This is a genomic window from Neisseria sp. RH3002v2g, assembly GCF_014596425.2.
Lineage (GTDB): Bacteria > Pseudomonadota > Gammaproteobacteria > Burkholderiales > Neisseriaceae > Neisseria.
This window is the reverse complement of sequence record NZ_CP110721.1, coordinates 178,310-199,078: the sequence shown is the minus strand read 5'-3', so window position 1 is coordinate 199,078 and position 20,769 is coordinate 178,310. Positions and strand designations below refer to the sequence as shown.

14 protein-coding genes, 2 tRNA genes and 3 rRNA genes are annotated in these 20,769 nt (G+C 48.8%); 10 read left to right on the top strand and 9 right to left on the bottom strand.

Translation table 11 applies throughout. The features are described from left to right. Positions 1–160 precede the first annotated feature (160 nt). From BBP27_RS00970 to BBP27_RS00945, 6 genes are all read right to left on the bottom strand, one after another. Entirely contained in the window at positions 161–448 is a 288-nt protein-coding gene (locus BBP27_RS00970) for a ComEA family DNA-binding protein (RefSeq protein WP_188211820.1), read from the bottom strand. 380 nt (positions 449–828) lie between these two features. Next, a 5S ribosomal RNA gene (gene rrf / locus BBP27_RS00965) occupies positions 829–942 on the bottom strand. Positions 943–1,037: 95 nt separating this feature from the next. After that, a 23S ribosomal RNA gene (locus BBP27_RS00960) occupies positions 1,038–3,926 on the bottom strand. Positions 3,927–4,273: 347 nt separating this feature from the next. Continuing rightward, positions 4,274–4,349, bottom strand: a tRNA-Ala gene (locus BBP27_RS00955). A gap of 5 nt (positions 4,350–4,354) precedes the next feature. Next, positions 4,355–4,431: transfer RNA gene (locus BBP27_RS00950), tRNA-Ile, on the bottom strand. 105 nt (positions 4,432–4,536) lie between these two features. Beyond that, positions 4,537–6,077 (bottom strand): 16S ribosomal RNA (locus BBP27_RS00945). Together the 16S, 23S and 5S rRNA genes with 2 tRNA genes alongside form the textbook arrangement of a ribosomal RNA operon. A gap of 524 nt (positions 6,078–6,601) precedes the next feature. On the opposite strand from BBP27_RS00945, the gene BBP27_RS00940 reads away from it, so the two are divergent. Both BBP27_RS00940 and coaBC read left to right on the top strand, forming a co-directional pair. After that, positions 6,602–7,831 carry a tetratricopeptide repeat protein gene (locus tag BBP27_RS00940; protein WP_188211822.1) on the top strand — a complete coding sequence of 410 codons (1,230 nt, stop codon included), beginning with the start codon at positions 6,602–6,604 and terminating at the stop codon, positions 7,829–7,831. Positions 7,832–7,865: 34 nt separating this feature from the next. Continuing rightward, the gene (gene coaBC, locus BBP27_RS00935; RefSeq protein WP_188211823.1) at positions 7,866–9,044 is read left to right on the top strand and encodes a bifunctional phosphopantothenoylcysteine decarboxylase/phosphopantothenate--cysteine ligase CoaBC; all 1,179 of its coding nucleotides are present in this window, start codon (positions 7,866–7,868) and stop codon (positions 9,042–9,044) included. Between the two features lie 59 nt (positions 9,045–9,103). Here the strand turns inward: coaBC and era are convergent, their stop codons facing one another. Both era and rnc read right to left on the bottom strand, forming a co-directional pair. Beyond that, positions 9,104–10,033 carry a GTPase Era gene (era, locus tag BBP27_RS00930; protein WP_036493257.1) on the bottom strand — a complete coding sequence of 310 codons (930 nt, stop codon included), beginning with the start codon at positions 10,031–10,033 and terminating at the stop codon, positions 9,104–9,106. A gap of 64 nt (positions 10,034–10,097) precedes the next feature. After that, complete coding sequence (gene rnc, locus BBP27_RS00925; RefSeq protein WP_003748556.1) at positions 10,098–10,817, bottom strand: ribonuclease III; 720 nt, start codon at positions 10,815–10,817, stop codon at positions 10,098–10,100. Positions 10,818–11,071: 254 nt separating this feature from the next. On the opposite strand from rnc, the gene BBP27_RS00920 reads away from it, so the two are divergent. The 3 genes from BBP27_RS00920 (at position 11,072) to nusB (ending at position 12,516) form a co-directional block, all read left to right on the top strand. Continuing rightward, positions 11,072–11,395, top strand: coding sequence for a DUF2185 domain-containing protein (locus tag BBP27_RS00920; protein WP_003748560.1), 324 nt, complete (start codon positions 11,072–11,074; stop codon positions 11,393–11,395). A gap of 93 nt (positions 11,396–11,488) precedes the next feature. After that, positions 11,489–11,968, top strand: coding sequence for a 6,7-dimethyl-8-ribityllumazine synthase (ribH, locus tag BBP27_RS00915; protein ID WP_036493252.1), 480 nt, complete (start codon positions 11,489–11,491; stop codon positions 11,966–11,968). A gap of 119 nt (positions 11,969–12,087) precedes the next feature. Next, a complete protein-coding gene (gene nusB / locus BBP27_RS00910) occupies positions 12,088–12,516 on the top strand; it encodes a transcription antitermination factor NusB (protein ID WP_049350952.1) in 429 nt (142 codons plus the stop codon). A 117-nt stretch (positions 12,517–12,633) separates the two neighbouring features. On the opposite strand, the gene BBP27_RS00905 is transcribed toward nusB, so the two are convergent. Then, a complete protein-coding gene (locus tag BBP27_RS00905) occupies positions 12,634–13,044 on the bottom strand; it encodes a type IV pilin protein (protein ID WP_188211824.1) in 411 nt (136 codons plus the stop codon). Positions 13,045–13,331: 287 nt separating this feature from the next. On the opposite strand from BBP27_RS00905, the gene BBP27_RS00900 reads away from it, so the two are divergent. The 5 genes from BBP27_RS00900 (at position 13,332) to lnt (ending at position 20,558) form a co-directional block, all read left to right on the top strand. After that, entirely contained in the window at positions 13,332–14,513 is a 1,182-nt protein-coding gene (locus tag BBP27_RS00900; protein ID WP_188211825.1) for an efflux RND transporter periplasmic adaptor subunit, read from the top strand. A gap of 81 nt (positions 14,514–14,594) precedes the next feature. Beyond that, the gene (locus BBP27_RS00895) at positions 14,595–16,532 is read left to right on the top strand and encodes a MacB family efflux pump subunit (RefSeq protein ID WP_003748569.1); all 1,938 of its coding nucleotides are present in this window, start codon (positions 14,595–14,597) and stop codon (positions 16,530–16,532) included. Positions 16,533–16,594: 62 nt separating this feature from the next. Beyond that, positions 16,595–17,977 carry a TolC family protein gene (locus tag BBP27_RS00890; protein ID WP_188211826.1) on the top strand — a complete coding sequence of 461 codons (1,383 nt, stop codon included), beginning with the start codon at positions 16,595–16,597 and terminating at the stop codon, positions 17,975–17,977. Between the two features lie 111 nt (positions 17,978–18,088). Continuing rightward, positions 18,089–18,955 (top strand): DUF808 domain-containing protein, encoded by an 867-nt coding sequence (locus BBP27_RS00885; RefSeq protein WP_188211827.1) that lies wholly within the window; start codon positions 18,089–18,091, stop codon positions 18,953–18,955. Between the two features lie 55 nt (positions 18,956–19,010). Continuing rightward, on the top strand, positions 19,011–20,558 hold the full coding sequence (gene lnt / locus BBP27_RS00880) for an apolipoprotein N-acyltransferase (protein WP_188211828.1): 1,548 nt from the start codon (positions 19,011–19,013) through the stop codon (positions 20,556–20,558). The last annotated feature ends 211 nt before the right edge of the window (positions 20,559–20,769 follow it).

Genomic DNA, 20,769 nt, shown 5'->3' with positions numbered 1-20,769 from the left:
TTTTTAATGCAATATCGTCAAATCCTCCTTGCTTCTTACCTTATTACCCAACGGAAGCCCCCACTGGTTCAAGCTTCATCCCCGCCGCCCCAAACAAAGCCGCCCCGGGCCCAACCGGCAAACGGTTCGGCCGCAGGGCGGCATACAGGCAGAATCCGGCTTATTTTTTCACGGCAGGCTGGGCGGCCTTAGGCGCGGCAGAAGAAACCGTCGCCTCCGCCTTCAACTTGTTCAGCACCGCATCACCGATGCCCTTCACGTTTTTCAGCTCCTCCACCGATTTGAACGCACCGTTCTTCTGACGGTATTCCACAATCGCCTTCGCCTTAGCCGGGCCGATACCCGGCAATGCCTCCAGTTCCACAGAAGAGGCCGTATTGACGTTCACGGCAGCCAAAGAGAATGCCGTACACACGGCGGCAACTACACCAAATAAAAATTTCTTCATCAGGGTTTTCCTATAACGTGTTGGATTGAATCAACCGGGCCGTCTGCAGGACGGTTTTCCCCACCCCGCCGACACTGCCACACGACAGTAGAACACGGCCCTATTCCATATAAATGCATACGACATATTAACGCAAATACCGTTCGATTTCAAACATTCCAAACGGTTAACCATAACTTTCGGTACTTTTGTGCAAGAATAACAACAGGGTAAATATTTCCGATTCCAATACCAAGATGCACAAATACTCCATAAACACCGGCATATCACTATCCCAATGTGTGATCCCAACACCTGTTACCCCAATTCTGCCGCCAAACCGATAGAAACGACAGGCATGTAAAAAGCCCCCGACATCAGTCGGAGGCTTCGGAATGGGTGTTTGGCGGTGACCTACTTTCACATGGAAGAACCACACTATCATCGGCGCTGAGTCGTTTCACGGTCCTGTTCGGGATGGGAAGGCGTGGGACCAACTCGCTATGGCCGCCAAACTTAAACTGTTACAAATCGGTAAAGCCTTAATCAATTATTCGGTGATGACTGAATCAGTCAGTAAGCTTTTATTATTTGAAGTTCTTCAAATGATAGAGTCAAGCCTCACGAGCAATTAGTATGGGTTAGCTTCACGCGTTACCGCGCTTCCACACCCCACCTATCAACGTCCTGGTCTCGAACGACTCTTTAGTGTGGTTAAACCACAAGGGAAGTCTCATCTTCAGGCGAGTTTCGCGCTTAGATGCTTTCAGCGCTTATCTCTTCCGAACTTAGCTACCCGGCTATGCAACTGGCGTTACAACCGGTACACCAGAGGTTCGTCCACTCCGGTCCTCTCGTACTAGGAGCAGCCCCCGTCAAACTTCCAACGCCCACTGCAGATAGGGACCAAACTGTCTCACGACGTTTTAAACCCAGCTCACGTACCACTTTAAATGGCGAACAGCCATACCCTTGGGACCGACTACAGCCCCAGGATGTGATGAGCCGACATCGAGGTGCCAAACTCCGCCGTCGATATGAACTCTTGGGCGGAATCAGCCTGTTATCCCCGGAGTACCTTTTATCCGTTGAGCGATGGCCCTTCCATACAGAACCACCGGATCACTATGTCCTGCTTTCGCACCTGCTCGACTTGTCGGTCTCGCAGTTAAGCTACCTTTTGCCATTGCACTATCAGTCCGATTTCCGACCGGACCTAGGTAACCTTCGAACTCCTCCGTTACTCTTTGGGAGGAGACCGCCCCAGTCAAACTGCCTACCATGCACGGTCCCCGACCCGGATTACGGGTCTGGGTTAGAACCTCAAAGACACCAGGGTGGTATTTCAAGGACGGCTCCACAGAGACTGGCGTCTCTGCTTCAAAGCCTCCCACCTATCCTACACAAGTGACTTCAAAGTCCAATGCAAAGCTACAGTAAAGGTTCACGGGGTCTTTCCGTCTAGCAGCGGGTAGATTGCATCTTCACAACCACTTCAACTTCGCTGAGTCTCGGGAGGAGACAGTGTGGCCATCGTTACGCCATTCGTGCGGGTCGGAACTTACCCGACAAGGAATTTCGCTACCTTAGGACCGTTATAGTTACGGCCGCCGTTTACTGGGGCTTCGATCCGATGCTTGCACATCTTCAATTAACCTTCCAGCACCGGGCAGGCGTCACACCCTATACGTCCACTTTCGTGTTAGCAGAGTGCTGTGTTTTTAATAAACAGTCGCAGCCACCTATTCTCTGCGACCCTCCAGGGCTTACGGAGCAAGTCCTTAACCTTAGAGGGCATACCTTCTCCCGAAGTTACGGTATCAATTTGCCGAGTTCCTTCTCCCGAGTTCTCTCAAGCGCCTTAGAATTCTCATCCTGCCCACCTGTGTCGGTTTGCGGTACGGTTCGATTCAAACTGAAGCTTAGTGGCTTTTCCTGGAAGCGTGGTATCGGTTACTTCATGTCCGTAGACACTCGTCGTCACTTCTCGGTGTTAAGAAGACCCGGATTTGCCTAAGTCTTCCACCTACCGGCTTAAACAAGCTATTCCAACAGCTTGCTAACCTAACCTTCTCCGTCCCCACATCGCATTTGAATCAAGTACAGGAATATTAACCTGTTTCCCATCGACTACGCATTTCTGCCTCGCCTTAGGGGCCGACTCACCCTACGCCGATGAACGTTGCGTAGGAAACCTTGGGCTTTCGGCGAGCGGGCTTTTCACCCGCTTTATCGCTACTCATGTCAACATTCGCACTTCTGATACCTCCAGCACACTTTACAATGCACCTTCATCGGCCTACAGAACGCTCCCCTACCATGCCAGTAAACTGGCATCCGCAGCTTCGGTTATAGATTTGAGCCCCGTTACATCTTCCGCGCAGGACGACTCGACCAGTGAGCTATTACGCTTTCTTTAAATGATGGCTGCTTCTAAGCCAACATCCTGGCTGTCTGGGCCTTCCCACTTCGTTTACCACTTAATCTATCATTTGGGACCTTAGCTGGCGGTCTGGGTTGTTTCCCTCTTGACAACGGACGTTAGCACCCGCTGTCTGTCTCCCGAGGAACCACTTGATGGTATTCTTAGTTTGCCATGGGTTGGTAAGTTGCAATAACCCCCTAGCCATAACAGTGCTTTACCCCCATCAGTGTCTTGCTCGAGGCACTACCTAAATAGTTTTCGGGGAGAACCAGCTATCTCCGAGTTTGTTTAGCCTTTCACCCCTATCCACAGCTCATCCCCGCATTTTGCAACATGCGTGGGTTCGGTCCTCCAGTACCTGTTACGGCACCTTCAACCTGGCCATGGATAGATCACTCGGTTTCGGGTCTACACCCAGCAACTGTTCGCCCTATTAAGACTCGGTTTCCCTACGCCTCCCCTATTCGGTTAAGCTCGCTACTGAATGTAAGTCGTTGACCCATTATACAAAAGGTACGCAGTCACACCACAAGGGTGCTCCCACTGTTTGTATGCATCAGGTTTCAGGTTCTATTTCACTCCCCTCCCGGGGTTCTTTTCGCCTTTCCCTCACGGTACTGGTTCACTATCGGTCGATGATGAGTATTTAGCCTTGGAGGATGGTCCCCCCATATTCAGACAGGATTTCACGTGTCCCGCCCTACTTTTCGTACGCTTAGTACCACCATTGAGATTTCGAATACGGGACTATCACCCACTATGGTCAAGCTTCCCAGCTTGTTCTTCTATCTCGACAGTTATCACGTACAGGCTCCTCCGCGTTCGCTCGCCACTACTTGCGGAATCTCGGTTGATTTCTTTTCCTCCGGGTACTTAGATGGTTCAGTTCTCCGGGTTCGCTTCACTTATCCTATGTATTCAGATAAGGATACCTCCTAAGAGGTGGGTTTCCCCATTCGGACACCGCGGGATCATAGCTTTATTGCCAGCTCCCCCGCGCTTTTCGCAGGCTTACACGTCCTTCGTCGCCTATCATCGCCAAGGCATCCACCTGATGCACTTATTCACTTGACTCTATCATTTCAAGAACCTCTCTGACTTCGTTTACCTACCCGTTGACTAGGGAAGCAAACTTGAAATTCCTACTTTGATAAAGCTTACTGCTTGTTGTGTCTTAATCCTGCCTTTTGTGTTTCAGGATTAAGTCGATACAATCATCACCCAAATACTGTGTTTGTTTTCTTTTCTCTTGCGAGAGATTCTTTATCCTTTGCAAAGAATAAAAAATCAAAACAAACTCATTGTCTTTGTTTGTTGATTTCGGCTTTCCAATTTGTTAAAGATCGATGCGTCGATATTTCACTTCGCAAATCAAAATAAGCTGCTAAGTATAGCAGGCTTCCTTTGATTTGTAAAGTGCTTGGTGGAGGCAAACGGGATCGAACCGATGACCCCCTGCTTGCAAAGCAGGTGCTCTACCAACTGAGCTATGCCCCCGTTCTTGGTGGGTCTGGGAGGACTTGAACCTCCGACCCCACGCTTATCAAGCGTGTGCTCTAACCAGCTGAGCTACAAACCCGGATTCTCTTCTTAAGCGAATCTTGTCTTCACTCAAGCTTTTCTCTTCCGCATCTTTTACAGTTTACCGATAAGTGTGAATGCATCAGACCTCTTCTTTCTCTAGAAAGGAGGTGATCCAGCCGCAGGTTCCCCTACGGCTACCTTGTTACGACTTCACCCCAGTCATGAAGCATACCGTGGTAAGCGGGCTCCTTACGGTTACCCTACCTACTTCTGGTATCCCCCACTCCCATGGTGTGACGGGCGGTGTGTACAAGACCCGGGAACGTATTCACCGCAGTATGCTGACCTGCGATTACTAGCGATTCCGACTTCATGCACTCGAGTTGCAGAGTGCAATCCGGACTACGATCGGTTTTGTGAGATTGGCTCCACCTCGCGGCTTGGCTACCCTCTGTACCGACCATTGTATGACGTGTGAAGCCCTGGTCATAAGGGCCATGAGGACTTGACGTCATCCCCACCTTCCTCCGGCTTGTCACCGGCAGTCTCATTAGAGTGCCCAACTTAATGATGGCAACTAATGACAAGGGTTGCGCTCGTTGCGGGACTTAACCCAACATCTCACGACACGAGCTGACGACAGCCATGCAGCACCTGTGTTACGGCTCCCGAAGGCACTCCTCCGTCTCTGGAGGATTCCGTACATGTCAAGACCAGGTAAGGTTCTTCGCGTTGCATCGAATTAATCCACATCATCCACCGCTTGTGCGGGTCCCCGTCAATTCCTTTGAGTTTTAATCTTGCGACCGTACTCCCCAGGCGGTCAATTTCACGCGTTAGCTACGCTACTAAGCAATCAAGTTGCCCAACAGCTAATTGACATCGTTTAGGGCGTGGACTACCAGGGTATCTAATCCTGTTTGCTACCCACGCTTTCGAGCATGAACGTCAGTGTTATCCCAGGAGGCTGCCTTCGCCATCGGTATTCCTCCACATCTCTACGCATTTCACTGCTACACGTGGAATTCTACCTCCCTCTGACACACTCTAGTCACCCAGTTCAGAACGCAGTTCCCAGGTTGAGCCCGGGGATTTCACATCCTGCTTAAGTAACCGTCTGCGCTCGCTTTACGCCCAGTAATTCCGATTAACGCTCGCACCCTACGTATTACCGCGGCTGCTGGCACGTAGTTAGCCGGTGCTTATTCTTCAGGTACCGTCATCAACTGTCGGTATTAGCGACAGCCTTTTCTTCCCTGACAAAAGTCCTTTACAACCCGAAGGCCTTCTTCAGACACGCGGCATGGCTGGATCAGGCTTGCGCCCATTGTCCAAAATTCCCCACTGCTGCCTCCCGTAGGAGTCTGGGCCGTGTCTCAGTCCCAGTGTGGCGGATCATCCTCTCAGACCCGCTACTGATCGTCGCCTTGGTAGGCCTTTACCCCACCAACTAGCTAATCAGATATCGGCCGCTCGAATAACGCAAGGCCCGAAGGTCCCCTGCTTTCCTCCTCAGAGAATATGCGGTATTAGCTAATCTTTCGATTAGTTATCCCCCATTACTCGGTACGTTCCGATATATTACTCACCCGTTCGCCACTCGCCACCCAAGAAGCAAGCTTCTCTGTGCTGCCGTCCGACTTGCATGTGTAAAGCATGCCGCCAGCGTTCAATCTGAGCCAGGATCAAACTCTTATGTTCAATCTCTAACTTATAACTTCTGGTCTGCTTCAAAGAAACCGACAGGACAATGTCTAAAACATCATCTTGTCTGTCTTTCAAACAGTGTGAGGCCTAATGCACTCACACTTATCGGTAATCTGTTTTTTAAAGAGCGAATCGAATTATACAGTACATTTAGCAAATGTCAACTAAAATTATCGAAAATTTCAACCAACTGTGTTATACTGTCTGCTTCGTTTTCTTCACCGCGTCAGCGGCGAAGAACCGAACTATACGCCTCTCAACAAAACCAGTCAACACCTAATTTCAAAAAAATTGCAGAATTTCTGCAACTACCTGTATTTAAATAATTTTAAATTTATCAAATTTTATACATTCACTAGATATACAGAATCTTCAAAGATAATAGCCCTACAACTTTGCTCTTAATTTGCTACATTCAGATGCTATTTCTCTTTATATTGCTGGCGCTTTGGTCCTATCTACTCTTACAATCTACACTTTCTTCAATAAAACAATCATAAATTTAAAATTGTCCTATTATGAGCAACCAACAAATCCAACAAAAATTTGAACAGGCATATCACTCTTTTATCGAAGAGGAAAATTACGAGGAAGCGCTTAAACGTGCGGAGATTCTTTGCCTTCTCAATCCACAATCTGTCGAATTTCATCACAAAGTTGCTTATGTCTATCTAAAGCAATTGAAATGGGAAAAAGCCATTGAGGCCGAAATGAAAACATTGGAGCTGGATTGCGCCTATATCCCTGCTTTGGATTTACTTGCACATGCATACGGCGGTTTGGGAAATTGGGAAAGAACCGGATTTTATGGCCATCAGGCTTTGGTCTTGAAAGATAAAGCCATACCTGATCTTCAGCATGAAATTATTCCTGCATCGGCGCCAAAAGATGGAAAACGGATTATCTCGTTTTCTTTATTTGGTAATAGTTCCAAATATATTGAGCCTGCCGTCTTAAATACCCAGCTTGCTCCTGTTCTTTTTCCTGGCTGGACATGCCGTTTCTATGTTGATGATTCTGTTCCAGCCGAAGCCATCCAACGGTTTAAGGCCAATGGTGCGGAGGTTATCCATATTGATCCCCAACTGCGCAACTGGCCCGGAACGATGTGGCGTTTTCTTGCGATAAATGATCCTGAAGCTGAATATGTGATATTTCGCGATGCTGATTCTATTATTTGTTATCGAGATGCAGCTTCTGTTTCGGAATGGATAAAAAGTGGCACCCTATTCCACACCATACGCGATTCGGGCTCGCATACTGCTTTAATTCTTGCGGGCATGTGGGGGGCTAAGGCCGGTGCCGTTCCTAATATGCAGGAAAGAATTCAAAACTTTATTGATAGCGGCTATTCTTCAAGGCATTTCGCGGATCAGGATTTCTTAGAAAAAGAATTGTGGGCCTATATACGCCAAAATCTCTTTGCACATGACCGACTGTTCAACTTCCGTAATCCGCATGACATCCCCGGAGAATTCAACCCAGATTATCAAATTGCTTTCTGCGAAGGTGCAACCAGCTTCAACGCGACAACCGATTATGAAGATAACAGCTTGGCGAGATGGACTTTATATTCGCGTGTATCTCCTTTAGTCAATCGGGATTATTCGCTTAATATTGTTCCTGAATTTAAGGTGTGCAGTTACGTAACTGAAGTAAAAAACGGAATTGTTTCAGCTTCCTTACCCAGAAGATACGGTAATGCCATTAAAGCAGGATTGGCAAAAATCAATATCGAGAGAATTTGATTTCAAACAATAGCTTAACTAAACATCCAATATCATGAGCAAACACATTCTCCTCGGCATTACCGGTGGTATTGCGGCGTATAAATCTTGTGAACTGGTTAGACTGCTGAAAAAGCAAGGACATTCTGTTTCAGTGGTGATGACAGATTCTGCGACGGAATTTGTCTCTCCGCTGACTTTCCAAGCTTTAAGCGGCAATCCCGTGTTATCGGATACTTATTCAGGCGCTTCCAATAATGGCATGGCGCATATCAATCTGACGCGTGAAGCCGACGCATTTCTTATTGCGCCTGCGACTGCCAATACGATTGCCAAAATTGCCAACGGATTGGCCGACGACCTGCTGACTACTTTGGCCGCAGCCAGAAAATGTCCTTTGGCCGTTGCGCCTGCAATGAATGTCGAAATGTGGAGCAACCCTGCCAACCTGCGCAATATTGAGCAGCTGGTTTCAGACGGCATTACCGTGTTTTACCCAAACAGCGGCGAACAGGCTTGCGGCGAAACAGGCACTGGTAGAATGGTCGAAGCGGTCGATCTGGCAGATTTGCTAGAGGATTTATGGACACCCAAGCTACTGAGCGGAAAAAAAGTTCTGATTACCGCCGGCGCAACGTTTGAAGCCATCGATCCTGTTCGCGGCATTACTAATATTTCCAGCGGACAAATGAGCATAGCTTTAGCGCGTGCCTGCCGTGCTGCCGGAGCGAAAGTCACGCTGATTTACGGTCAAATTCAGACGGCCTTGCCCGCAGGATTGGATCATTCTGAACAGGCTGTCAGCGCAGAAGCCATGTATCAGGCAGTTCATCGCCATATTCCGGAACAAGATGTCTTTATTTCCGTTGCAGCCGTTGCCGACTATAAAATCAAAAACAGCAGCAACGAGAAACTGAAGAAAAACGGCAATCAGCCTCCGGTTATCGAACTGACGGAAAATCCGGATATTCTCGCATCCGTTGCCGCCCTGCCTTCTCCACCGTTCTGCATCGGCTTTGCTGCCGAAAGCCATCAGGTTTTGGAATTTGCTCGGGCAAAACGTTTGCGTAAAAACGTACCGATGCTGGTGGCCAACCAAGTTTCCGTTTCCATGGGTAAGCCAACCAATCAAATCACCATTATTGATGACCTTGCCGAAACCTCATTTCCGGAAACATCAAAACGCCAAGCAGCAGATGAAATCGTCAAACGCCTGGCTGAATTATTGGCTTGATCAAACAAAAGGCCGTCTGAAAATTTTTCAGACGGCCTTTTGTTCAAACACACATTACATTACAGTCCCAATTCGCGTAGAAAACGAATATCGTCTGCCCAACCGGATTTTACTTTCACCCAAATCTTCAAGAAGACTTTGGTATCAAACAATTTCTCCATATCAAGGCGTGCTTCAGTAGAAATTTTCTTCAATTTCTCCCCACCCTTGCCAATCAGAATCGCCTTTTGGCTGTCTTTATCGACCAACACTGCGATATAAATGCGGAACAGTCCACTTTCCTCTTCCTCAAACTGCTCCACTTCAACATTCATCGCATACGGCAACTCTTCGCCCAAATAGCGGAACAATTTTTCACGTACAATCTCCATCGCCAGGAATCGGCTGGATTTGTCCGTCACCATATCTTCCGGATACATCGGAATACTTTCCGGCAGATACGGCTTGAGCAGTTCCAGCAAATTGGCAATACGCAGGCCATGTTTCGCACTGACTGCCTCGCTGGCGGCAAACTCAAACTCTTGGCGCACTTCATTGATAAACGCCTCAAGCGCAAATTTGTCTTTGGCTTTGTCTTTATCGATTTTATTGACCACCAATACCACAGGCGTATGCTTAGGCAACTGTTTCAACACCACGCGGTCGGCATCGGTAAAACGCATGGCTTCCACCACAAAAACCACCACGTCCACGCCGCTCAACGCTTCAGTTACGTTTTGATTAAGACGGTCATTCAAGGCATTGCGGTGATTGGTTTGAAAACCCGGTGTATCGACAAACACAAATTGCGCCGTATCGTCGGTGTAAATACCGGTTACACGGTTGCGCGTGGTTTGTGCTTTTTTACTGGTAATACTGATTTTCTGACCGATTAAATGGTTCATCAGCGTGGATTTGCCGACATTCGGGCGACCCACGATGGCCACAAAGCCGCAACGATAATCCGTCGGGTGTTGCGACTCGTTTTGCAAAAAGGTTTCGATATCCATTTATATATGACTTTCTTGATTGTTTCAGACGGCCTTTGCATTTTCTCAAAGGCCGTCTGAAATATTATTTTTTAGATTTTTTCAAAGGAAACTTCTGTTCCAACCATTCCAAGGCTTCACATGCCGCTTTTTGCTCGGCTACTTTCCGACTGCTGCCGCGTGCATTGCAGATGAAACCGAGTTCGCCCAAATCGCAGGAAATTACAAACATCGCATCGGCCGTCTGCTCCGCCTGCTCTTCGATTCGATATTTTGGCAGGGCAAAGCGGCGTGCCTGCAAGGCTTCCTGCAAAGCGGTTTTACTGTCTTTTTTGCCGATATTCAAATCCGCACGTTTCACGCGTTCCGCAAACAAATGGCGAACCACTTTTTCCGCCGCAGAAAAATCCGCGTCAAAGCTGACCGCCGCAAACATCGCCTCCATCGCGTCGGCCAAAATCGAAGGCCGTCTGAAACCGCCACTCTTCAACTCGCCGGCACCCAAATACAAACCGTCGCCAACATTCATTTCCAACGCAATTTCAGCCAACACGCCTTCATTCACCAAAGCCGCGCGCATCCGCGACAACTCGCCTTCCGACAATTTTGGAAACGCGTCAAACAACATCCGCGCCACGGAATAGTTCAAAATCGAATCGCCGACAAATTCAAAACGCTCATTGTGTTTGGCATTGTAGCTACGGTGGGTCAAAGCCTGCTGAAGCAGCTCCATATTGCGGAACTCATAGCCCAGACGCTTTTGAATCGCTCGATGCGCCTGCTGTTTGAGCAAATCAGGTTTCATTCCATACTTTCAAAAAACAGCCCGAAAATACGCCTCATCCGCAGTGAAACAAAATAAAAAGGCTACACCGGCAACTTTTTTATTTTGGCTCATTGTTTCTTGCGTCCCTCAAGCCGATAAACAATCAAAAGCCGTCATGTTCAAACCTGACGGCACTCGACCGACATTGTACCATCAAACCGCCCCCGCACACATCCGTGCGGAAAAGCGGCGAATCGTGTAAAATCATGCCAAATCATCTCTTTGTCAACTCCATGAACAAATTTGCCCAAGCATTGGCCGCAGCGCTCGACCGCTGCATTGTTACCAACACCGTCGCCGAACAAGGCGAACCCGTCGGCTTCCTCTACCGCGAAGCCCCCGTATTTGAAAACGACAGCGGCTGGCGTATTTTCAGCGGCGACGAAACCGACGAATACACCGACAATCCCGACAACTTCAGCATTGTTAGCCTCTCCGCCATTACCGCAGACAATCCCGACATCGCGCCCCTGCTGACTCAGGCAGAAGGCAGCGCGTGGGAATTGAACGAAGACGGCGAGTTCCAAGCCGTTGCCGATTGGCAGCCGCAAGAATAATCCATCCCCATTTCGTTTCAGACGGCCTTCCCTCTAACCAGGCCGTCTGAAACCGAGCCGAATCCCTATTTCACCAATATTGAAGGAATCATCATGAACATTATCGAACCCCGCCTCGACGGTACCAACTTGCGCATCGGCATCGTTCAAGCCCGCTTCACCAACGAAATCGGCAGCGAAATGGTCAAAGTTTGCTGCCGCACCTTGAAAGAATTGGGCGTATCCGAAGACAACATCACGCTTGCCACCGTTCCTGGCGCGCTTGAAGTGCCTATCGCGCTGATGAACCTTGCTTCATCTGAACAATTCGATGCCCTGATTGCCATCGGCGTTGTCATTCGTGGCGAAACTTACCACTTTGAATTGGTATCCAATGAGTCCGGCGCAGGTGTCAGCCGCGTTGCCCTTGACTACAACATCCCTATCGCCAACGCCATCCTGACGACTGAAAACGACGAACAAGCCGTTGCACGAATCGAAGAAAAAGCCTCCGATGCCGCCAAAGTTGCCGTAGAATGTGCCAACTTGGTCAACCATCTTTTGTCAGAACAATACGAAGACGACGAAGAATAAGCTTCTCTCCGTATTGAATACCGTATATTTTCAGACGGCCTCTCAATCATGACATTGAGGCCGTCTGAATCATTCAATATTCAGCCGACAACCATCGTCCCTCTTCACAAGGAATACCCATGAAAAGCCCACGCCGCCGCGCACGCGAGCTTGCCGTACAAGCTATTTATCAAGCAGGCATCAACAAAACTGCCGCTCCCGAAATCGCCAAAAACATCCACGAACTGTCTCAAACATCCAATATGGATGAAGAGCTGTTCAACAAACTGTTTTTCGGTGCACAAACCCATGCCGAAGAATACATGGAAAAAATCAGCCCCCTGCTCGACCGCGACGAAAAAGACCTCAGCCCTATCGAACGCGCCGTTTTGCTGGTTGCCTGCCATGAGCTGAGCACCATGCCTGAGACCCCCTACCCTGTTATCATCAATGAAGCCATCGAAGTTACCAAAACTTTCGGCGGTACAGATGGCCATAAATTCGTCAACGGCATCCTCGACCAACTGGCTTCACGCATCCGCCCTGACGAACCGCGCCGCAAAGGCTAAGCTGGGCTTCACATCAGGTCGGGATTGCCGATCTTTGCCCTGTTTAAGCTAATGTGCTTATACAGCCAAACCATCAAAAAGGCCGTCTGAAATTCAGACGGCCTTTTATACTTCAATTTATTCTGATTTTGGCATTTCATAACCGGGACAGTTTTGCTTGTCGCTGCTTGCCCAGATGATACCGCTGTCGTTGTAAAAAACGGTACAAGTTTCATCGGCATTGGTTTCTTTATTGGGTACAGCCTTCAAAATATAACCTGAATCGGAAGGATCCGCACCTTTGGAAAAACTAATATCGAAATATTGATTTTGCTGCAAATTTTCGGCAGGAAAATCCTTAAAAGTACTTTTTTGAGTATAGTAGCGTTCAAGTTGTTGGGCATTATGCAGCATCTGTGTGCGGACGGATGCGAGACGCGTTTGGCGGATGTAGTTTTGATAAGACGGATAGGCGATGGTAGCAAGAATGGCTGCAATCAAAACGACTATCAGCAGCTCGATAAGCGTGAAGCCTTGTTGGAGTTTCATTTTATTTGTGTCGTTAATAATTGGAATAAGACATGAATATTATAGTCGTTTTCTTGTGGCTTAAATGTTCAGATTCGGAGGGAGTTTGGGAATTTATGTAAACGAGGTACAAGTTCTGAAAAATATCTTCATCCTTTTATTTTTTATTTCAATAAGTTAAACTTCAATTTAAGCTGACCGTCTCTTGGTTGGCCTTGGTCTTTACAGTAAAATCCAGTTGTTTTTTGTCTCCATCACACATTTATTGCTTGTCTGCAACGTTATTTTATTGAATTGGTTCCTTTTATATGTCTAAAGTTTTCAAGTGGGCGGCCGGTACGGCTGTTGTAGTAGCAGCGGCTTTCGGCGGCTGGTCTTTGATGAAGCCTGAGCCTCAGTCTTCTTTTATTACGGAAGTGGTCAAACGCGGCGATATCCGTCAAACCGTGTCGGCAACCGGCGAAATCTCACCTTCCAATTTAGTATCCGTAGGCGCGGAAGCTTCAGGCCAGATTAAAAAACTGTATGTGAAACTGGGCCAACAAGTGAAAAAAGGCGATTTGATTGCAGAAATCGACTCAACCAATCAGCTCAATACCTTAAATACCGAAAAATCCAAACTGGAAACTTATCAGGCAAAATTGGTTTCTGCCGAAATTGCACTTTCCAGTGCGGAGAAAAAATATAAACGCGAACTTGCCTTATGGAAAGAACAGGCTACTTCCAAAGAAGATTTGGAATCTGCACAAGACTCTTTAGCCGCAGCCAAAGCCAATGTCACCGAATTGAAGGCCTCCATCAAACAATCCAAAATCTCCATCAATACGGCCGAATCCGAATTGGGGCACACGCGGATTACCGCCACCATGGACGGAACCGTGGTCGCCATTCCTGTTGAAGAAGGCCAATCCGTCAATGCGGCGCAATCTACGCCGACCATTATCCAGCTGGCCAATCTGGAAACCATGTTAAACAAAATGCAGATTGCCGAAGGCGACATCACGAAAGTCAAAGCCGGTCAGGATATTTCGTTCACCATTTTGTCTGAGCCGGACACCCCGATTAAAGCGAAATTAGACAGTGTCGACCCCGGCCTGACCACCATGTCTTTGGGCAGCTACACCAGCAGCACGGACACGACATCCAATGCGATTTACTACTATGCCCGCGCACTGGTACCGAATCCCGAAGGCAAACTTTCTATCGGTATGACCACTCAAAACACGATTGAAATCAACGGCGTGAAGAATGTTTTACTGGTACCGACGCTGACCGTGAAAAAGCATAACGGCAAATCCTATGTCAGCATTTTGGGCGCAGACAATAAAGCGGTAGAACGCGAAGTGACCGTCGGCTTGAAAGACAGCATGAATACCGAAATCAAAAGCGGCTTGAAAGAAGGCGAAAAAGTGATCGTTTCTGAAATGAGCGCAGATGAAAAGAATAAGAGCAGTGAACGCGCGATGATGGGCGGCGGCCCTCCTCGCTGATTGATTAAGGCCGTCTGAAAGGTTTGGCTGTGTTTCAGACGGCCTTAGTTCCTGTATTTCTATTTTTCGCCCGGAAAGATTATGAGTTTAATCGAATGTAAGAATATCAACCGTTTTTTCGGTAGCGGTGAAAACCGTGTGCACGTATTGAAAGATGTCAGCCTTTCTATTGAGAAAGGCGACTTTGTGGCGATTATCGGCCAGTCCGGCTCAGGCAAATCGACGCTGATGAATATCTTGGGCTGTCTGGATACCGCCACCTCCGGCTCTTATCAAATTGACGGCATCGAAACATCGCAAATGCAGCCGGATGAGCTGGCAGCTTTGCGCCGTGAGCGTTTCGGCTTTATTTTCCAGCGTTACAACCTGTTAAGCTCGTTGACCGCCCGGGACAACGTCGCCCTGCCTGCCGTGTATATGGGCATGGACAGCAAAGAGCGCGCGGAACGTGCGGAAAAACTGTTGGGCGATTTGGGTTTGCAAAATAAAGAAGGCAACAAACCCAGCGAACTTTCCGGCGGTCAGCAACAGCGTGTTTCGATTGCCCGCGCGTTGATGAACGGCGGCGAAATCATCTTTGCCGACGAACCGACCGGCGCATTGGATACCGCCAGCGGTAAAAACGTGATGGAAATCATCCATAAGCTGCACGAAGACGGGCATACCGTGATTATGGTCACCCACGATCCGGGCATTGCGGCAAACGCAAATCGCGTCATCGAAATCCGCGACGGTCAGATTATTTCGGATACATCTAAAAATCCGGATATTCCGCCAAGCAAAGTGGAGAGGATTAAAGAAAAAGCTTCTTGGTCGTTTTATTACGATCAATTTATGGAAGCATTCAAAATGTCGGTACAGGCGATTATGGCGCACAAAATGCGTTCGCTGCTGACCATGCTGGGGATTATCATCGGTATCGCCTCGGTGGTATCGGTAGTGGCCTTAGGTAATGGCTCGCAACAAAAAATCCTGGAAGACATCAACTCGATGGGCACAAACACCATCAGCATCTTCCCCGGTCGTGGTTTTGGTGACCGCCGCAGCGGACGAATCAAGACACTGACGATTAATGACGCAAAAGCCATCAGCCAACAAAGCTACGTCGCCTCTGCCACCCCTCAAACCAACTCCGGCGGCACCTTAACCTACCGCAACACCGACCTGACCGCCTCACTTTACGGCGTAGGCGAACAATATTTCGACGTGCGCGGTTTGAAATTGGAAGAAGGCCGTCTGTTTGATGATGACGATGTAAAAACCGATGCCCAAGTCGTCGTCATCGACCAAAACACCAAAACCAAACTCTTCGGCGAAGGCGTCAATCCTTTAGGCAAAACCATCCTTTTCAAAAAACGCCCGCTAACCGTCATCGGCATTATGAAAAAGGATGACAACTCATTCGGCAATTCCGACTCGCTGATGCTTTGGTCGCCGTATACAACGGTCATGCACCAAATCACCGGCGAAAGCTATACCAACTCCATCGTTGTCAAAATCAAAGACGATGCCAACACGCAGGTTGCCGAAAAAAGCCTGACCGAGCTGCTGAAAGCACGCCACGGTACAGAAGACTTCTTTATGAACAACAGCGACAGCATCAAAGAAATGGTTGAAAGCACGACCGGCACCATGACGCTGCTGATTTCTTCCATCGCGGTCATCTCTTTGGTGGTCGGCGGTATCGGCGTGATGAACATCATGCTGGTCTCCGTTACCGAGCGTACCAAAGAAATCGGCGTGCGCATGGCAATCGGCGCACGTCGCAACAATATTTTGCAGCAGTTTCTGATTGAGGCTGTCTTAATTTGTATCATCGGCGGCCTGTCAGGCGTATTGTTGTCCGCAAGCATCAGCCTGGTGTTCAATTATTTTGTCACTGATTTCCCGATGAGCATTTCCATGGCTTCCGTCATCGGCGCAGTTGTCTGCTCAACCGCCATCGGCGTCGCGTTCGGCTTTATGCCTGCCAACAAGGCTTCCAAGCTCAACCCGATTGATGCCTTAGCTCAAGATTGATTATGTTTCAGACGGCCTATTATCTTAAGGCCGTCTGAAATGCCGTTACCCGAAAGATTTTTATGAAGACGAAACCTTTTTCCCAAGTAGCCTTGTCATTGGCTGTTGCCCTTGCCCTAAGTGCATGCGCCGCGCCTAAAGCCAATCCGAACCTGACGCTGGAAGCAACCGGCCAAGTCATGAGCGCAGCGGAAACTGCCGAACGCTACGATGTAAACGGCAACTGGTGGGAAATCTACCAAAGCCCGCAACTCAACGCGCTGATGGAGCAGGCGTTGGCGAATAATGTCGATTTGAAACAGGCGGCCATCAGCGTCAACAAGGCTTTGTACCAAGCCAATATTTTGGGCGCGGATTTGGTGCCTTCGTTCAGCGGCTCGTTGGGCGCGAATGCTTCTAAAAACCTGAAAACCGGCAGCCACGGCAATACCTTCAGCAGCCAGCTTGGCTTGAGCTACGAATTGGATTTGTGGCGCAAACTCAGTGCCACTGCCGATGCGCAGGTATGGGAATACCAAGCCACGCATGAAGACATGGCCAACACGCGCCTGACTTTGATTAATAATGTCGCCGATGCGTATTTCAATATCGCCTACCTGAACGAAGCCATCGAGTTGGCGCAAAAATCGCTGAAGCAATATCAGGAAATCAACCGCATTGCGAATGCCAAGTTCCGCTACGGCCGGGCCGACTCCAGCCAACCGACGCAAGCCAAACAGTCATTGTTGAACGCAGAAAACAGCCTGTTGTCTTTGCAAAACAATTTGGATACGCAAAAACAGGTTTTGCGTAATTTATTGAATTTAAGGCCGTCTGAAAACATGGCCGCCGATCCGGCACAATTCCGTCTGTTGCCGGTCAAAGGCGTGAACTTGGACGTACCGATTACCGTTTTAGCCAACCGCCCTGACCTGCGCGCCGCCGAATACCGCCTGCAAGCGTCGCAACAATCGGTCAACGCGCAAAAACGCAGTTGGTATCCGTCGATTACTTTGGGCGCAAGTTTGAGTACGTCGTCCGACAAAGCAAAAAGCACGTTCAATATCCCCATGTTAGGCGGCTCGGCCACCATCAATCTGCCTTTCCTTAATTGGCAGACCATGAAATGGAAAGACAAAACCGTACAAGCGGAGATGGACAGCGCCAAGCTGAATTTTGAAAAAGCCCTGACCACCGCGCTCAACGAAGTCAACACCAACTACCTTGCCTACAAAAACGCGCAGGCCGGCCTTGCCAATCAGGAACAGCGTTATCAGTTGGACAAGAAAAACAGCCATTACTATCAAGTGCGCTACCAACACGGTAAAAACGAACTGAAAGACTGGCTGGAGGCTTTGAATACGGAATACAGCTCGGCGCAAAACCTGCTGAACCAACGCTATGAGGCTTTAAAATACGAAAATATGGTGTACAAAGCCATGGCAGGACGTTATACACCGAAATAGCATTTTCAGACGGCCTTTGGTTAATTTCCGTCAAAGGCCGTCTGAAACCATTCAAGCAACTGAATTTTCATATATAATCGCGCGTTTATTTGATTTTATCCGGACAACATTATGGCCTTCGCCTCTCTCTTTACGCTTTTGGACGACATTACCGCCGTTTTGGACGATGTAGCGATGATGACCAAAGTCGCCGCCAAGAAAACCGCCGGCGTGGTCGGCGACGATTTGGCGCTCAACGCCAATCAGGTAACCGGCGTATCTGCCGAGCGCGAATTGCCGATTATTTGGGCGGTGGCAAAAGGCTCTTTGGTCAACAAGCTGATTCTGGTGCCGCTTGCGCTGTTGCTTTCCGCTTTCGTGCCTGCACTGATTACGCCCTTGCTGATGATCGGCGGTGTTTATTTGTGTTTTGAAGGCGTGGAAAAACTGTTGCACAAATTTCTGCACCGCAATGAACACGAAGACGGACACGATGCCGAGCCTGAAGTTACAGACGAAAAAACAAAAGTTAAAGGCGCGGTCCGCACGGATTTCATCCTCTCCGCCGAAATTATCATTATCGCGCTGGGCGTTGTTGAAAAATATGACCTGATAACACGTTCTTTGGTTATGGCCGCCATCGGTGTCGGCATGACTGCATTGGTCTATGGTTTGGTCGGCATTATCGTCAAACTTGACGACCTCGGTATGATGCTGATGCGCCAGAAAAGTGCCGCCGTACAAGGCATCGGACGCGGTTTGATTTCATTTATGCCTTGGTTTATGCGCGGCTTGAGCATTGTCGGCACGCTGGCGATGTTCTTGGTCGGCGGCGGACTGATCGCCCACAACCTTGGTTTTTTGCACGATTTCCTCCACGTGCAACATTGGGACAGCGGCATGATGGAACATATCGCCAATCTGGTGGTCGGAGTAGCCGCCGGTGCATTGGCCTGTGCCATTGTCCTGCCTGCAATGAAACTGTTTCAAAAAGACTGATTTTGTTTCCCTGCCGTCTGAAAACCTTTCAGACGGCCTCAATACCATTTAAAGCATGAATATTTTCCGTAAACTCGAACAATACTGGCAACACCCGCTGCTGTACTGGCCGCTGGTCATCTTGATTGCCGCCGCGACGCCGTTCACTTTTGCCCCGTATTATCATTTCTGGCTGATGCCGCTGTTGTTTGGCGCGCTGATACGCCTGATTGAATTGCGTCCGCGCTTTGCCGTCATGACTGCCTATCTATTCGGATTAATCGGTTATACAGCGCAGTTTTATTGGATACACACTGCCTTGCATGATGTTTCGGGTCTGCCGGATTCATACGCCATCCCTCTCACCTTCCTGCTGCCGGCATTTCTTGCGCTTTATCCGGCCATCTGTTTTTGGGTGTGGAGAAAATGCAACCTGGCTCGCTGGGCCAAAACCGGCCTCCTGCTGCCGATTTTGTGGACGCTGGCAGAATTTGCCCGCGAACGCTTCCTGACCGGATTCGGCTGGGGCGCAATCGGCTATTCCCAAATCATCAAAGACAGCCCGTTGGCAGGCTTCGCGCCTTTGGGCGGCATTCATATGGTTACGCTGGCAACCGCTTTCCTCAGCGCATGGCTGGTGTTGCTGATTGACAACCACGGCCGTCTGAAACACCGCCTGCTGCCTTTATTCCTTATCGTTGCGCTCTGCTCCGTCGGCTACATTTCCCAACAAACCGAATACACCCGCCCTGACGGCAGCACCAGCACCGTCGCCCTGATTCAAGGCAATATCGAACAAAATCTGAAATGGAAAGAAGAGCAAATTATTCCGACCATTCAGAAATACTACGAACAAATCAGCAAAACCAGTGCCGACATCGTCATCCTGCCTGAAACCGCCCTGCCGCTGATGCGCCAGGACCTGCCCGAAGGCATCTTGGAACAATTCGCCGAACAGGCGCAAAGCAACGGCAGCGCATTGGCCATCGGTATCAGCCAATATACGCCCGACGGCAACGGCTACGAAAATGCCGTCATCAATTTGAGCGACTATCACAACAGCACTTCCGACACCATCCCCTACTACGCCAAGAACCACCTCGTTCCATTCGGCGAATACAAGCCATTGCCCATCATTACCGAGCGCCTCTATAAAATGATGGATATGCCTTTGGCCGACTTTCAAAAAGGCGGCGACAACCAAGCGCCTTTGACAATGAAAGATCAAAAAGTCGCCTTCAATATCTGCTATGAAGACGGTTTCGGCGACGAACTCATCGCAACGGCCAAACGCTCCACCCTGCTTGCCAACATCAGCAATATGGCGTGGTACGGCAAATCCAATGCCATGTACCAGCAGCTTCAACAGTCCCAAGCACGCGCAATGGAGCTAGGCCGCTACATGGTTCGCGCCACCAATACCGGTGCGACCGCCATTATTTCCCCTAAAGGCACGATTGTTGCCGAAGCCCAACCGGATACAGAAACCGTCCTCGAAGGCCACGTCAAAGGCTACATCGGCGAAACGCCTTATATGAAAGCAGGCGGCTCAACCTGGCTTATCAGTATTTTGGCCGCCATCAGCGTATTCCTTATCCTAATCGGCAGAAAGAAGTCTGAATAAAAATTTTAATACCTTGTTTAACAAGGTCTTTTTTATTGATATAACTATTTACATACAGAAATGTTTGTAATATACTTACCCAAAACCTAGCAAATCACTCAAATTTTCAAAGACAATCAACCCCTGCAATTTAAGCAGCAAAAACTATTGAATCCATCGTTTAATTTACAGAAAAAATCCAACCCATAACAAAACAAACCACAGGCAGTGT

Bases quoted from the DNA above. Each gene is read 5' to 3' on its own strand.
- BBP27_RS00970 (WP_188211820.1), bottom strand. From the start codon at position 448: ATGAAGAAATTTTTATTTGGTGTAGTTGCCGCCGTGTGTACGGCATTC.
- BBP27_RS00940 (WP_188211822.1), top strand. From the start codon at position 6,602: ATGAGCAACCAACAAATCCAACAAAAATTTGAACAGGCATATCACTCT.
- coaBC (WP_188211823.1), top strand. From the start codon at position 7,866: ATGAGCAAACACATTCTCCTCGGCATTACCGGTGGTATTGCGGCGTAT.
- era (WP_036493257.1), bottom strand. From the start codon at position 10,033: ATGGATATCGAAACCTTTTTGCAAAACGAGTCGCAACACCCGACGGAT.
- rnc (WP_003748556.1), bottom strand. From the start codon at position 10,817: ATGAAACCTGATTTGCTCAAACAGCAGGCGCATCGAGCGATTCAAAAG.
- BBP27_RS00920 (WP_003748560.1), top strand. From the start codon at position 11,072: ATGAACAAATTTGCCCAAGCATTGGCCGCAGCGCTCGACCGCTGCATT.
- ribH (WP_036493252.1), top strand. From the start codon at position 11,489: ATGAACATTATCGAACCCCGCCTCGACGGTACCAACTTGCGCATCGGC.
- nusB (WP_049350952.1), top strand. From the start codon at position 12,088: ATGAAAAGCCCACGCCGCCGCGCACGCGAGCTTGCCGTACAAGCTATT.
- BBP27_RS00905 (WP_188211824.1), bottom strand. From the start codon at position 13,044: ATGAAACTCCAACAAGGCTTCACGCTTATCGAGCTGCTGATAGTCGTT.
- BBP27_RS00900 (WP_188211825.1), top strand. From the start codon at position 13,332: ATGTCTAAAGTTTTCAAGTGGGCGGCCGGTACGGCTGTTGTAGTAGCA.
- BBP27_RS00895 (WP_003748569.1), top strand. From the start codon at position 14,595: ATGAGTTTAATCGAATGTAAGAATATCAACCGTTTTTTCGGTAGCGGT.
- BBP27_RS00890 (WP_188211826.1), top strand. From the start codon at position 16,595: ATGAAGACGAAACCTTTTTCCCAAGTAGCCTTGTCATTGGCTGTTGCC.
- BBP27_RS00885 (WP_188211827.1), top strand. From the start codon at position 18,089: ATGGCCTTCGCCTCTCTCTTTACGCTTTTGGACGACATTACCGCCGTT.
- lnt (WP_188211828.1), top strand. From the start codon at position 19,011: ATGAATATTTTCCGTAAACTCGAACAATACTGGCAACACCCGCTGCTG.